The organism is Actinomadura chokoriensis (assembly GCF_039529475.1).
In the GTDB taxonomy this organism is placed as follows: domain Bacteria; phylum Actinomycetota; class Actinomycetes; order Streptosporangiales; family Streptosporangiaceae; genus Spirillospora; species Spirillospora bangladeshensis.
The window spans coordinates 35705-50129 of the sequence record NZ_BAAAMW010000024.1 but is presented as its reverse complement, the minus strand read 5'-3'; the positions used below and the strand labels follow the sequence as shown (position 1 = coordinate 50129).

Here is a 14425-nt window from a genome sequence, read left to right as displayed (position 1 = left end):
GCCGGCGCCACTGCGCGAACTGCGTCCTGGCCTGGGCCCTGCCGTTGACGACGGCCGCGCCGAGCGTGGTGAGGATCCGAGTGCGGCGCCGAGGAGGGCGGCGATTCCTGCGTCCATCGGGACAGTGTGCCTGCGGAAATTGGGATGCGGGCGGGGCGGGGGCGGCGGGATGCTCGGGTATGGGCTGGACGATTACCGATGATCTTGAAGACTTCCTCGCGCGGGCCGGCGGGTTCCTGCGGGAGGACCCCATCGCGAACACCGTGCCGCTGACCTTGGCCGAGTCCATGCGCACCCAGGGATCAGACCTCTACGGGACCGCGCGGTTCGGGTGGTGGACGTCCGGCGGGGACGTCGAGGGCGCGTTCCTGTGGACGGGGACGCACCCGCCGCTGCTGTGCGCGATGCCGGAGCGGGCGGCGGGCGACCTCGCGGACGTGCTGGCCGGACGGGACGCGGTGGTCGCGGCCGTCAACGGGACGCCGGAGACCGCCGGGGCCTTCGCGGAGGCGTGGACGCGCGGCACCGGGGCGCCGAGCCGGGTCCGGCTGCGGCAGCGGCTCCACCGGCTGGCGCGGCTCGAACCGCCCGACCCCGCACCGGACGGCGCCGCGCGCGTCGCCGGGGACGCCGACCTGGACCTCGTCCTGGAATGGTCCGTGCAGTTCCACCGGGACGCGGGCGGGCCCAGCAGACCGAACCCGGCGGTCACCCGCGGCAGGCTCGCGCAGGGCGGCATCACCCTGTGGGAGGCCGACGGGAGGCCGGTGGCGATGGCGGGCCAGACGCAGGCCGTCGCGGGCGTGGCGAGGGTCGCGCCCGTCTACACGCCCGCGGAGCACCGCCGCCGGGGGTACGGCGCCGCCGTCACCGCCGCCGCGACCACGGGGGCCCTCGGCGCGGGCGCCGACGAGGTCGTGCTGTTCACCGACCTCGCCAACCCGACGAGCAACGGCGTCTACCGCCGCATCGGCTACCGCCCCGTCCAGGACCGCGTCATCCTCGCCTTCGGCTGAGCGCTCCCCCGCGTGACGCCGGCGCACCCGCCCGCACGGCGCGGAGGCCGGGGCGGGCGCCCGCCTCCTGCGCGGGGCGGGGTCGGCTACTTGACGCCGGCCTCCTTCATGTCGCGGAGTTCGCGCTTGAGCTCCTTGATCTCGTCGCGGAGGCGGGCGGCGAGCTCGAACTGCAGGTCGGTCGCGGCCTGGTGCATCTGGTCGGTCATCTGCTCGATCAGCGCCTCCAGCTCCTCGCGGGGGCGCTCGCCGACCAGGTCGGCGGCGTGCCGGCCGACCTCCTTCGTGCGGGACGCGAGGCCGGGGACGGGGGCCTTGCCGCGGGACTGCTGGCGGCCGGCGCCGCCGATCAGGGTCTCGGTGTCGGCGTCCTCGCGGGCGAGGGAGTCGAGGATGTCGGCGATGCGCTTGCGGAGCGCCGTCGGCTCGATGCCGTGCTCGGTGTTGTAGGCCTGCTGCTTGGCGCGGCGCCGGTTGGTCTCGTCGATCGCGCGCTCCATCGACGGGGTGACCGTGTCGGCGTACATGTGGACCTGGCCGGACACGTTGCGGGCCGCGCGGCCGATCGTCTGGATGAGGGAGGTCTCCGAGCGCAGGAAGCCCTCCTTGTCGGCGTCCAGGATCGCGACCAGCGACACCTCGGGCAGGTCGAGGCCCTCGCGGAGCAGGTTGATGCCGACCAGGACGTCGAACTCGCCGGCGCGCAGCTCGCGCAGCAGCTCGATGCGGCGCAGCGTGTCGACCTCGCTGTGCAGGTAGCGGACCTGGATGCCGAGTTCGAGGAGGTAGTCGGTGAGGTCCTCGGCCATCTTCTTGGTGAGGGTGGTGACGAGGACGCGCTCGTCCCGCTCGGTGCGCTCGCGGATCTCGTGGATGAGGTCGTCGATCTGGCCCTTGGTGGGCTTCACGACGATCTCGGGGTCGATGAGGCCGGTCGGGCGGATGACCTGCTCGACGACGTCGCCCTTGACCCGGTTCATCTCGTAGCTGCCGGGCGTCGCCGACAGGTAGACGGTCTGGCCGATGCGGTCGAGGAACTCTTCCCACTTCAGCGGCCGGTTGTCCATCGCGGACGGCAGCCGGAACCCGTGCTCGACCAGCATCCGCTTGCGGGACGCGTCGCCCTCGTACATGGCGCCGATCTGCGGGACGGTCTGGTGCGACTCGTCGATGACGAGGAGGAAGTCCTCCGGGAAGTAGTCGAGGAGGGTGTTGGGCGCGGTGCCGGGGCCGCGGCCGTCGATGTGGCGGGAGTAGTTCTCGATGCCGGAGCAGGTGCCGACCTGCCGCATCATCTCGATGTCGTAGGCGGTGCGCATGCGCAGCCGCTGCGCCTCCAGCATCTTGCCCTGCCGCTCCATCACGGCGAGGGTCTCCTCCAGCTCGGCCTCGATGTCGCGGATGGCCCGCTCCATGCGCTCGGGGCCGGCGACGTAGTGCGAGGCGGGGAAGACGTACAGCTCGTCGTCCTCGGTGATCAGCTCGCCGGTGAGCGGGTGCAGGGTGGCGAGCTTCTCGATCTCGTCGCCGAACATCTCGATGCGGACGGCGAGCTCCTCGTACTGCGGGATGATCTCGATGGTGTCGCCGCGGACGCGGAACGTGCCGCGGGTGAACGCGAGGTCGTTGCGGGTGTACTGCATGCCGACGAGCTGGCGGAGCAGGTCGTCGCGCTCGACCTCCTGGCCGACGTGCAGCCGGACCATCCGGTCGACGTACTCCTGCGGGGTGCCGAGGCCGTAGATGCAGGACACCGACGCGACGACGACGGTGTCGCGGCGGGTGAGCAGCGAGTTGGTCGCCGAGTGCCGCAGCCGGTCGACCTCGTCGTTGATCGAGGAGTCCTTCTCGATGTAGGTGTCGGTCTGCGGGATGTACGCCTCGGGCTGGTAGTAGTCGTAGTACGACACGAAGTACTCGACGGCGTTGTGCGGCATCATCTCGCGCAGCTCGTTGGCGAACTGCGCGGCGAGCGTCTTGTTCGGCTGCATGACCAGCACCGGCCGCTGCAGCTTCTCCACCAGCCACGCGATCGTGGCGGTCTTGCCGGTGCCGGTGGCGCCGAGCAGCACCGCGTCCCGGTCGCCGCCCTGGACTCGGGCGGTCAGCTCGGCGATGGCCTGCGGCTGGTCGCCGGACGGCGTCATCTCGGTGACGACCTCGAACGGCGCTACGCGGCGCCGCAGGTCGGTGACTGGGCGCATCGGCTCTCCCCTGCTCCGGCGTACTCCCTGCTTCCCTGCAACTGTATTCAGGGGGTGCGACATTCCACGGCCGCGCCGGTCAGGACGCGGGCAGCGGCAGCCGGGCCCGGACGGCGTAGCCGCCCTCGCAGGGCCCCGCCTCGAAGCTGCCGCCGAGGGCCTGCACGCGCTCGCGCAGCCCCACCAGGCCGTTCCCGCCGCTCGGCAGCCGGTGCTCGGGCCGGGCGGTCGGCGGGTCGTTGACGATCTCCACCTCGATCGCCTCGGGAAGCAGGCCGAGGGCGACGCGGGTGTCGGCGGCCCCCGCGTGCTTGTGGACGTTGGTGAGGGCCTCCTGGACGAGGCGGTAGACCGTCCGGCCCACGGCGTAGGGCATGGGGATCTCCGCGCCGCGCACCGACAGGTCGACGCGGAGGCCGGCGGCGCCGGACTGGCCGACCAGCTCCCGGACGTGGGCGAGCGTCACCGCCTCCTGGGGCAGGGCCTGCTCGCCCTGGCGCAGCACCCCGATGACGTGCCGCAGCTCCTCCAGCGCCTGCCGCCCCATGTCGCCGATCACCGTGGCGGTCTCGGCGGCGCGGACGGGATCGCGGCTGGCGATCGCCTTGAGGGCGCCCGCGTGGACGACCATCACGCTGATCCGGTTGGCGACCACGTCGTGCATCTCCCGCGCGATACGGGTGCGTTCCTCGCCCCGCGCGCGCTCTGCGAGGAGGTGCTGTTCGCGTTCGAGGCGCGCCGCGCGCTCCTGGAGCGATGCGAGGAGCTGCTTGCGCGCCCCCATGTAGAGGCCGAGCAGCACGGGGACGGCGATGAACGCGATGCCGAAGACGGCCTGCGCGGCGAAGTTCTCGGTCGCGGCCGTCGGGGACGGGAACACCAGCCCCGCGATGTAGGTGGTGACGGCGATCGTCAGCACCGTCCGGCGGGACGCGGTGTACGCGGCGAGCGAGTAGAGGATCACGAGCGCGGCGAACACGCCCGCGCCGGTGACCGTCCCGAACACGAGCGAGAACACGGCCAGGCCGACGGGGTGGACGCGCCGCACGACCAGCGTCAGGCCGAGGACGACGCTGCACGCCGACACGACGGACGGCGGCAGCCAGAACCGCTGGTCGGCGAACCACAGGAACACCGAGTCGCCGGCGGCCAGGGACACGGCGAGGAAGACGTCGAGCGCGCGTGAGCGGCGGGTCGGCCATGCCCTCGCCAACGCGCCCGCCCACCGGCCCCGCACGTGCATGCGAAAAGCCTATAGCGGGCGAAGCGGCGCCCGGTCGCGCACGTCCACGAACCCCTTACCTGCGGGACTTTTCCGCAGTCCAGGCCCTGTGGTTACGATGACGGCGCCGACCATGCCGTTCGCGGGACCGCTCCCGTACGTCCCGTGAACGTCTCCGGCACCGCCGAGGACGCCGACCAAGGACGGGGTGCCAGCCGATCATGACCCGCTTCACCAACTGGCTCGGGCAGAACGCCGACGCCGTGATCGCGCTGGTCCTGGCGGTGGTCGTCGCGGTGCTGGGGCTCGGGGTGAACCTGCCGAACGAGAGCGAGATCACCAACAGCGGGATCCTCGCCGTGATCGGCCTGCTGGCGACGGCGGTGCTGCGGGACCGGGGGCGGCGCATCCCGGTCGAGGCGGAGGTCCGCGACACGCTGCGGTCGTCGTCGGGTACGCTCGGCGAGCTGAGCGCCAGGCTGACGCACATCGAGGCGTTCGAGGACGTCCTGTCCGACACCAAGCGGGCGCTGGACGAGACCACGGTCGTCCGCGTGATCAGCGGCGCGCAGGTCGCGCACGTCCTGGAGGAGGCGCGCCGCGACACCGACCGGTGGTTCTTCAAGGGCGGGACGGGCACCTACATCCGCGCGCGGACGCTGCCCGAGTGCGTGGCGGCGGCGCGCAGGGAGCGGCGCACGCTGCTGTTCCGGCTGGAGATCCTCGACCCCACCAACGTGGAGGTGTGCGAGGCGTACGCGCGCCATCGCCGCTCGGTGTCGGACGGCCCGGACGCGACGGGCGAGCCGTGGACGCTGGAGCGCACCCGCAAGGAGGCGTACGCGACGATCCTCGCGGCATGCTGGCACAAGCAGCGGTTCGCGATGCTCGACATCGACATCGGCCTGGCGCGGACCATGACGACGCTCCGCTACGACCTCGCCGCGTCCCGGCTGGTCGTGACGCGCGACGACCCGCGCGGCGAGGCGCTGGTCGTCGACAGCACGAAGTTCTACTACAGCTGGGTGAGCGCGGAGCTGCAGACCAGCCTGGACCAGGCGCGCCGGGTCCCGGTGGAGCAGGCGAGGCTGGCCCCGCTGGACGAGGAGCCGACGGTCGAGGAGGTCCGCAAGCTCTTCGAGGTGATCGGCATCGACCTCGCGTCCGGCTACACCGACCGGGACGTCATCGAGATCATCCGCAAGGCGCTGCGAGCGAAGGACCCCTACGAGTGAGGTACGAGGAGATCCGCGAGGTGATCCGCGCCGGGACGGCGGCGCGGACGCTGCCGGCCTGGGCGGGGCGCGTGCTCGACGAGGTCCTGGAGGGCCTCGCGGACGGCGCGCCGCCCGTCCCGGCGGTGCGCCATCCGCTGGGGTTCCTGTGCCTGCCGGTGGAGCGCAGCGGCGATCTCGGCGTGTGCCTGCACATCTGGACGCCGGAGGTGCGTCCGGCCTCGTCCACCACGTCGCCGGTGCACTGCCACAGCTGGGAGCTGCTGAGCTTCGTCCTGTACGGGACGGTGCGGAACGTCCGGATGGACGTGGAGGAGGCCCGGGGCAGGGCGCCGCAGCAGATCTTCGAGGTCGTCAGCCACGGCGACGTGGACGAGCTCAGGGCGACCGGTCGCGCCGTCCACTGCTCCCCGGGCCGCTCCACCGCGCACCGGACGGGCGAGTCGTACACCCTGCCCGCGGGCGTGTTCCACAGCACCCTCATCGAGGACGGCCAGGACGCGGCCACGGTGGCGCTGGGCCGCCAGACGCCGGGCGGCGGCGACCTGTCCCTCGGCCCCCTCGACACGCCCTCGCACCGCATGCACCGCACTCGTTCCGATCAAGCCGGCACCGAGCGCGCTCTGCGGCGCTCCGCGCGCAAGATCGCCGCCGCCCACTGCTCGGCGCGCCGGTAGGCCGCCGCCGGACCCCGACTGGAGAGGCCCGATGAGACCCACCACCCCGTCAGCGGCCCTTCCGGTCGATCTCTCCGAGGCCCGCGGCGTGGCGGTGGACGCCGCCGAGGCCGCGGGCGCCCTGCTCAGCGCCGGTGCGGCCGGCCCGCTGGACGTCCGGCAGAAGGGCACGGGCGGGGACGTCGTGACGGCGCTGGACACGGCCGCCGAGGAGCTGATCCTCGGGCGGCTGCGGGCCGCGTACCCCGCGCACCGCATCATCGCGGAGGAGTCCGGTGTCCTGGAGGGGGCGCCGGGCGAGGAGATGGTGTGGCTGGTCGACCCGCTCGACGGAACCAACAACGTGGCGATCGGCATGGCGGTGTACGCGGTGGGCCTGGCGCTGTGCGCGGGCGCCGAGCCGGTCCTGGGCGTCGTCCACGACCCGGTGTCCGGGCGGACGTGGTCGGCGATTCGCGGCAAGGGGACGCTGGGGCCGGACGGGGCGCTCGTGACGCTGCCCGAACGCCCGCGGCCCGGGCGGGAGGACAACCCCGTCCTGGCGTGGACGCAGGGCCATCAGGTCGAGTCGGACGATCTGGTGGCGTTCGCCCTGCGCACGGCCTTGGAGAAGCGGTGCGCGCGCATCCTCCAGCTCTGGGCGCCGCTGGTCGCCTGGACGATGCTCGCGCGCGGCGACATCGACGGCATCGTCGGCTACCTGCCCGAGATCGTGGATCTGCCCGCCGGGGCGCTGCTGGCCGCCGAGGCGGGCGCCGAGTTCCGCCGCCTGGACGGCGGCCCGTACGAGCTGGGCATCGACCGCCCGCCGTCCGAGCTGGGCTTCGTGGCCGCGCGCCCCGACCTCCTGGACCGCCTCCTGGAGACCACGACGGCGATCGCCATGCCCGGCGGCGGCTTCCGCGCCGCGTTCTAGCGCGCTCAGCGGGTCAGCAGCAGCGCTCCGACGGAGGCCGCGCAGCCCGCGACGGCCAGGACGGTCCCGGTGAGGACGAACGTGCGCATCGGCACGCGCACGTCCCACCGCCGGCACCACTCGAACCACAGCAGCGTGGCGAGCGACCCCCACGGGGTGATGACGGGGCCCACGTTCGTCCCGATGAGCAGGGAGAGGAGCTGGTCCCTGTTCGACGCCGGCACGGCCGACTCCCCCGCCACGTACGCGGGGAGGTTGTTGAGGACGTTCGACAGCCCGGCGCCGGAGAACGCCGCCCGGAAGGCCCCCGCGGCATCGCCGTCGTGGCCGACGAAGGCCCGCATCGCGTCGTCCAGCCCGAACCGCTCGAGCGTGGGGACGACCAGGAACAGCCCGGTCACGAACACCAGGAGCTGCCACGGGACGAGCCCGGGGCGCAGCGCCGACCGGTCGCGCACGGCGAACGCGGCGACGGCCACGGCGGCGGCGGCGGTCGCGGCGATGCCGAGCTGGATCCCGGTGTGGACCCCGGCGAGGATCGCGCCGATGAACAGCAGGCAGGCGGCCGCGGTGGCGGAGAACAGCACGCGGTCGCGGACGGGCGCGGGGGCGGGCGGGTCGTAGGAGTCCTCGCCGCGCATGCGCCGGCGCCAGTAGAACGCCCACAGCAGCGCCATGGTCACGGCCAGGACGGCCAGTTGCGGCGCCCACATGCGGGCCGCGAACGCGCGGGTCTCCAGGGCCACCCGGTCGGCGGCGAGCAGGTTCGTCAGGTTGGACACCGGCAGCAGCACGCTCGCGGTGTTGGCGAGCCACACCGTCGTCATGGCGAGCGGCAGGGTAGCGATCCGCGCGCGCGCCGCCAGCGCCAGCATGACGGGGGTCAGCAGTACGGCGGTCGTGTCCAGGTTGAGGAAGATCGTGGTGGCCGACGCGAACGCGACGCACAGCAGGAACAGGGCGGCGTAGTTCCCCCGCCCCGCCCGCGCCATCCGCTGCGCGATCGCGTCGAAGACCCCGGCCTCCTTGGTCAGCTCCGCCAGGACGATCACGCTGAACAGGAACAGCAGCAGCGGCGCGATGCGTCCGATACTGGCCCGCGCCGTGCCGGCGGGCAGCAGCCCGGTGGCGACGAACAGGAGCCCCGCGGCGAGGACCCCGATGCGGATCCAGTCCAGAACGCCCAGCGAGCCGGCGGCGCGGCGCAGCGTCTGTATCGGGGGCGGCACGGCCGCCATGATCCCATAACGGGCCCGGACGCCACGATCCGATCACGGCCCGGCACGCTGGATTCCGGGCCGCGCCGCGCGATACTGGCGGCATGACTCCCCCCGGCGGCCACCCACGGCAGGAGCGCCCGACCGACTTCTTCATCAGCTACTCCCCCGCGGACGAGCGGTGGGCGTCCTGGATCGCCTGGCAGCTGGAGGCCGCCGGGCACCGGACGATGATGCAGGCATGGGACTTCGTCCCGGGGACCAACTTCATCGACTTCATGGACCGGGGCCTGTCGGAGGCCAAGGCCGTCGTGGCGGTGCTGTCGCGCAACTACCTGCGCTCCCGGTACGGGCGCCTGGAGTGGATGGCGGCGCTGCGGGCCGACCCCGACGACCCGGCCCGCAAGCTCGTCACGGTCCGCATCGAGGACTGCCCGATCGACGGGCTGCTGTCCACGATCACGTACGTGGACCTCGTCGGCGTCGACGACCCCGACGACGCGCGCGGGCTGCTGATGCGGCGGATCCAGGAGGCCCTCGCCGGGCACGCACGCCCCCCCAACGGCCCCGGTTTCCCCGGCGGCGCGTCCACGCCGCCGAGCGGCGGCGGCGTGCTGCCCGGCCGCCTGGAGGAGCCCGGCGGGCCGCAGGAGCCGGTCGGGGACCGCCCCGCGCGGCGCGCGCCCGTGGCGGCGCCGGCGTTCCCCGCGGCGGGCGCCGGGCCGCAGGCCCGCGAGCGGGTCGGCGTCCTGCACGTCTCGGGGCCCCGGTTCGGCCGGACGCTCGCCGAGCCCGGCGAGCCGACGACGGCGGCCGAGCTGCAGGACCGCATCTGGAGCGATGTCACCCGCCTCGCCGACTCCGGCGTGCCGCGCCCCGACCTGCTCGTCGTCACCGGCAACCTCACCCACTCGGGCAGCCGCCGGGAGTTCGCGGAGGCGCTGTCGTTCCTCACGAGCCTGCGCGCCCTGCTCGGCCTGGAGGCGCAGCGCGTCGTGGTCGTGCCGGGCACCCACGACGTCACCCGCGCCGCCTGCCAGGCCTACTTCTCCAGCTGCGAGGCCGACGACATCGAGCCGCAGCCGCCGTACTGGCCGAAATGGCGGCACTACGCGGGCCTGTTCAAGGAGTTCTACCAGGGCATCGACGCGCTGATCTTCGACAGCGCGCAGCCGTGGACGCTGTTCCCCGTCCCGGACCTGCGGGTCGTGGTCGCCGGCCTCAACTCGACGCTGCCGCAGACCCACCGCGAGGAGGACCGGTACGGGCGGGTCGGCCGGGCGCAGGCCGCCTGGTTCAACGAGCGGCTCCGCCACTTCGAGGACGAGGGCTGGCTCCGGCTGGCCGCCGTGGAGCACACGCCCATCGCCGGCGAGCCGGGCGCCCTGCGCGACCCCGAGACGGTGGAGATGCTGCTCGGCGGCCACGTCAACCTGTTCTTCCAGGGCACCGAGTCGGAGTTCGGCGCCGTCCCGCTGCTCGGCGGCCGCGGCGTCCCGTCCGTCCCCGCCCTCGGCCCCGGCCGCCACCAGACCGTCGTCGTCGACCGCGACGGCCTGGAGCGCTGGATCCCCGAGGACGCCGACCGGCGCGGCCCCGAACGCCTCAACAGGTCCTGGTCGGGCGTCGGCGGAACGTTCCCGCCGCCGCGCGCGCAGACCCCGCCCGCGCCGCCCGCCCCCGAGCTGGGCCCGGCCGCGAACGGCGCCGCCGACCCCCTGCCCGACGCCACCGAGCGGCTGCTGGACCGGCTGACGGAGGCGTGCGAGACGCGGTTCGAGCGGGCGACCATCCGGCGGGTCGTCCCGCCCGCGCGCGAGGAGGGCCGCTCGGACCCGCCGCACCTGCTGCTGACCCACATGGAGGACGGGTTCGTCCGCCAGTACCGCATCGGCGCCCACGTCGGTCCGGTGACGGAGGCGGACGTGGACGCGTTCGTCCGGCACGTGCACGCCGACGGCACCGACCACGGGTCCGAGCTGGTGTACGTGGGGCCGGCGCCCGCCCGGTCGCTGCGCGAGGACGCGCTGCGGCGCGGCATCCGGCTGCGCAGCATCACCGAGTTCCAGGGGCTGCTCGACCTGTCGGAGTACGTGACGGCGCAGACGCGGCGGCTGTCGGGCGACGGGCTGTACCCGCCGTCCCTGTACGTCCCGCAGCGGTTCCGGGAACTGGACCGCCTCCAGACGCCCGACGAGGGGGCGCGCCTGGCCGGCGACGTCCGCGACGACGTCGTCGGCGAGATGCTGCGGCTGCTGTCCGCCGACCACGGGCGGTTCCTGCTGCTGCTCGGCGACTTCGGGCGCGGCAAGACGTTCGCGCTGCGCGAGCTGGCCCGCCGCATCCCCGAGGAGCTGCCGCACGTCGTCCCGATCCTCATCGAGCTGCGGGCGCTCGACAAGGCGCACTCGGTGGACGGCCTGGTCGCCGCGCACCTCGCCAACCACGGCGAGGAGCTGATCGACCTCAAGGCGTTCCACTACATGCTCCGGCAGGGGCGCATCGTGCTGCTGTTCGACGGGTTCGACGAGCTCGTCACCCGGATGACCTACGACCAGGCCGCCGACCACCTCGACACGCTGCTGCAGGCGGCCCGCGACCACGCCAAGATCGTCGTGGCGAGCCGCACGCAGCACTTCAAGTCGCAGGCGCAGGTGCTGACCGCCCTCGGCGAGAAGGTCGGGGTGCTGCCGCACCGGCGCGTCCTCGGCCTGGAGGAGTTCGCGCCGCCGCAGGTCCGCTCCTACCTGGTGAACCGGTACGGGGACGAGGCCGCGGCCGACGCGCGGCTGAGCCTGCTCGCCGGCATCGAGGAGCTCCTCGCCCTGACGCCCAACCCGCGGATGCTGTCGTTCATCGCCGACCTGCCCGAGGAGCGGCTGCGCGCCGTCGCGCAGGCCCGCCGCGCCGTCTCCCCCGCCGACCTGTACCACGAGATCCTGTCGTCGTGGCTGGCCTACGAGGCCGACCGGGTCGGCGGCTCCGGCGGCCCGTCCGGGCTGAAGGCCGAGGACATGTGGCAGGCGGTCGGCACGCTCGCGCTGCGGCTGTGGGAGGGCAACGAGCAGTTCCTCAGCCTCGCCGAGCTGGCCGACGTCGCCGACACCCTCACCGGCCTCGCCGGCGGCCGGATGTCCCCGCACCAGGTGACGCACGCCGTCGGCGCCGGCAGCCTGCTCGTCCGCACCGACGACGGCCTGTTCGGGTTCATCCACACCTCGGTGATGGAGTGGCTCGTCGCGCGGCACATCGCCGACGAGTTCGGCGCGGGCGCGGTCCCCGCCGCGCTCGGCCGCCGCGCGCTGACCCAGCTCGCCGTCGACTTCCTGTGCGACCTCGCCGACACCCGCGCCTGCCAGGACTGGGCGGCCGGCGTCCTCGCCGACCCCGGCGCCGGCGACCTCGCCCGCGCCAACGCGATCCGCATCACGACCCGGCTGCGCACCCCGGCCCGCACCGACCTGCGCGGCGCGCGCCTGCAGGGCGAGGACCTCTCCTACCGCGACCTGCAGGAGGTCGACCTCACCGGCGCCGACCTCACCGACGCGCAGCTCGTCGGCGCGAACCTGTCCCGGGCCGTCCTGCGGGACGCCTCGCTCGCCGGCGCCCGGCTGGACGAGGCGCGCCTCACCGGGGCCGACCTGCGCGGCGCCGACCTGTCCCGGGCCCGCCTCGCCCGCGCCGACCTGCGGGACGCCGCCGTCGCCGGCAGCCGCTGGACGCGCGCGGCCCTCGTCGACGCGACGCTCCCCGAGCGGATCGCCGCCGCGCCCGAGCTCCGCGAGGCCGCGATCGCGCCCGGCCGCCCCATCGACATCCAGATCGCGCCGCCCGCGGTCGGCGTCCCCTACGGGTTCCACTTCGCGACCAGCCGCCTCCCGCAGCCGCTCGCCTACAGCCCCGGCGGGTCCGTGGTCGCCGTGGGCAGCGAGGACGGCGGCGTCCTCGTGTGCGACGCCGTCACGGGCACCCCCCTGCGCACGCTCCAGGGCCACACCGACCGCGCCTACGCGGTCGCGTTCGACGCGGCGGGCGACCTCCTGGCGAGCGGTTCGGCGGACGGCACCGTCCGGATCTGGGACCTCGCCACGGGACGCCCGGCGCACACCCTCACCGTCCACCCCGAGGGCGTGTGGCCGGTCGTCATGGGCGGCCGCGCCGCCTCGGGCGCCGGCCTGCTCGCGGCGGGCGCCGCCGACGGGACGATCCGCGTCTGGGACACCGCCTCCGGCGCCCTCCTGCACGAGCTGTCCGGGCACACCGCGCCCGTCTACACCGCCGTGTTCGACCCCGCCGGCTCCCTCATGGTCACCGGCGACGCGGGCGGCACCCTGCGCGTCTGGGACCTCGCCACGGGCGCCCTCCGGCGCGAGCTGACCGGCCACCGGGGCGCGGTGTACCGGGCCGTGTTCCACCCCGGCGGCTCCCTCCTCGCCGCCGGGGACGAGGCCGGCGTCGTCCGGCTCTGGGACATCCGCACCGGCGAGATCGGCCAGGAGCTCCTCGGCCACACCGGGCGTGTCTACGCCATCGCCTTCCACCCGGACGGGAACCTCCTCGTCACCGGCGACACCGACGGGTCGGTCCGGATCTGGGCGGACGGACGGCAGCGCAGCGTCCTGTCCGGCCACGAGGGCGGCATCTACCAGGCGGCGTTCAGCCCGGACGGCGGCCGCCTCGCCACCGCCGACAGCGCCGGATCCGTCCGGCTGTGGGACCCCGCGACCGGGCGGCAGCGCCTCGAACTCGCCGGGCACCGCGGCGCCGTGTGGCCGTTCGCGTTCCGGCCCGACGGCGCCCAGCTCGCCACCAGCAGCAACGACGGCACCGCCCGGCTGTGGGACGCCGAGACCGGGCGGTGCCGCGCGGTGCTGCGCGGCCACGGCCGCCGCGTCACCGGCGTCGTGTTCAGCCCGGACGGCGGCATGCTCGCCTCCAGCGGCAACGACGGCCTCGTCCGGCTCTGGGACCCGCGCACCGGCCGCCGGATCCGCGAGCTGCACGGCGTCGCCGACAACCTCACCTCCGCCGCGTTCAACACCCGGCACTCCCAGCTCGCGACCGCCACCAACGACGGCGGCGTCCACCTGTGGCAGGCCGGGACGGGCACCTTCGAACGCGAGCTGAACGTCGAGACCGACCACGTGTGGGCGCAGGCGTTCGCGCCCGCCGGCGACGTCCTCGCCACCGCCAACGACGACGACACCGTCCGCCTCTGGTACTGGACGACCGGCCGCGAGACCGCCACCCTCGCCGACCACCGGGGCCGCGTCCGCTCCATCGACTTCCAGCCGGGCGGCGCGCTCCTCGCCACCGGCTGCGACGACGGCGCCGTCCGCCTCTGGAACCCCCGCACCGGCGACCTCGCCGCCGTCCTGGAGGGCCACACGGACCGGGTCTACCAGGTGGTGTTCTCGCCGTCCGGGGAGACCCTCGCCAGCGCGAGCAACGACGGCACCGTCCGCCTGTGGGACCCGTCCACGGGCGAGACGCTCCACACCCTCACCGCGCACACCGGCCGCCTATGGACGACCGCGTTCCACCCGTCCAGGGCGATGCTCGCCAGCGCGGGCGACGACATGGTGGTGCGGCTCTGGAACCCGTCCAACGGGCGGCTCCTGCACACCCTGCCCGGCCACACCCGCCGCATCTGGTCGGCGGCGTTCAGCCCGGACGGCTCGCTGCTCGCCACCGCAGGCGACGACGGCGCGATCATCCTCTGGGACGTCGCCGACCGCGACGCCCCCGCCCGCCGCACCACCCTCCTCGGCCTGGCGGAGGGCTGGGCCGCCCTGGCCCCGGACGGCCGCTACAAGTGGGAGGGCAACGCCACCGCCGAGTTCTGGTACGCGATCGGCATGTGCCGCTTCGAACCCGGCGAACTCGACGCCTACCTCCCGGAGGTCCACCGCCTCCCCCTCGACACCCCGTTCTAGAA

At 74.3% G+C, this 14425-nt stretch carries 8 protein-coding genes; 5 read left to right on the top strand and 3 right to left on the bottom strand.

The genetic code is table 11. The features are described 5' to 3' along the window. The first annotated feature begins 179 nt into the window (after positions 1-179). The gene (locus ABFX46_RS35025; protein ID WP_346048240.1) at positions 180-1016 is read left to right on the top strand and encodes a GNAT family N-acetyltransferase; all 837 of its coding nucleotides are present in this window, start codon (positions 180-182) and stop codon (positions 1014-1016) included. A gap of 86 nt (positions 1017-1102) precedes the next feature. Here the strand turns inward: ABFX46_RS35025 and uvrB are convergent, their stop codons facing one another. Both uvrB and ABFX46_RS35015 read right to left on the bottom strand, forming a co-directional pair. Further along, entirely contained in the window at positions 1103-3220 is a 2118-nt protein-coding gene (gene uvrB / locus ABFX46_RS35020; RefSeq protein ID WP_346048239.1) for an excinuclease ABC subunit UvrB, read from the bottom strand. A gap of 79 nt (positions 3221-3299) precedes the next feature. Continuing rightward, positions 3300-4463: a sensor histidine kinase gene (locus tag ABFX46_RS35015; RefSeq protein ID WP_346048238.1), complete on the bottom strand. Its 1164-nt coding sequence runs from the start codon at positions 4461-4463 to the stop codon at positions 3300-3302. A gap of 200 nt (positions 4464-4663) precedes the next feature. Between ABFX46_RS35015 and ABFX46_RS35010 the strand changes: the two genes are divergently transcribed. Genes ABFX46_RS35010 through ABFX46_RS35000 form a run of 3 tightly spaced genes read left to right on the top strand, consistent with a single transcriptional unit; the run spans position 4664 to position 7270 of the window. Then, positions 4664-5677 carry a hypothetical protein gene (locus ABFX46_RS35010; RefSeq protein WP_346048237.1) on the top strand — a complete coding sequence of 338 codons (1014 nt, stop codon included), beginning with the start codon at positions 4664-4666 and terminating at the stop codon, positions 5675-5677. Then, positions 5674-6354 (top strand): hypothetical protein, encoded by a 681-nt coding sequence (locus ABFX46_RS35005; protein ID WP_346048236.1) that lies wholly within the window; start codon positions 5674-5676, stop codon positions 6352-6354. The genes ABFX46_RS35010 and ABFX46_RS35005 overlap by 4 nt, the downstream gene beginning before the upstream one ends. Before the next feature lie 31 nt (positions 6355-6385). Beyond that, positions 6386-7270 (top strand): inositol monophosphatase family protein, encoded by an 885-nt coding sequence (locus tag ABFX46_RS35000; RefSeq protein ID WP_346048235.1) that lies wholly within the window; start codon positions 6386-6388, stop codon positions 7268-7270. Positions 7271-7275: 5 nt separating this feature from the next. Here the strand turns inward: ABFX46_RS35000 and ABFX46_RS34995 are convergent, their stop codons facing one another. Then, positions 7276-8499 carry an ArsB/NhaD family transporter gene (locus ABFX46_RS34995; RefSeq protein ID WP_428831341.1) on the bottom strand — a complete coding sequence of 408 codons (1224 nt, stop codon included), beginning with the start codon at positions 8497-8499 and terminating at the stop codon, positions 7276-7278. A gap of 92 nt (positions 8500-8591) precedes the next feature. On the opposite strand from ABFX46_RS34995, the gene ABFX46_RS34990 reads away from it, so the two are divergent. After that, a complete protein-coding gene (locus ABFX46_RS34990) occupies positions 8592-14423 on the top strand; it encodes a WD40 domain-containing protein (protein ID WP_346048233.1) in 5832 nt (1943 codons plus the stop codon). Positions 14424-14425 lie beyond the last annotated feature (2 nt).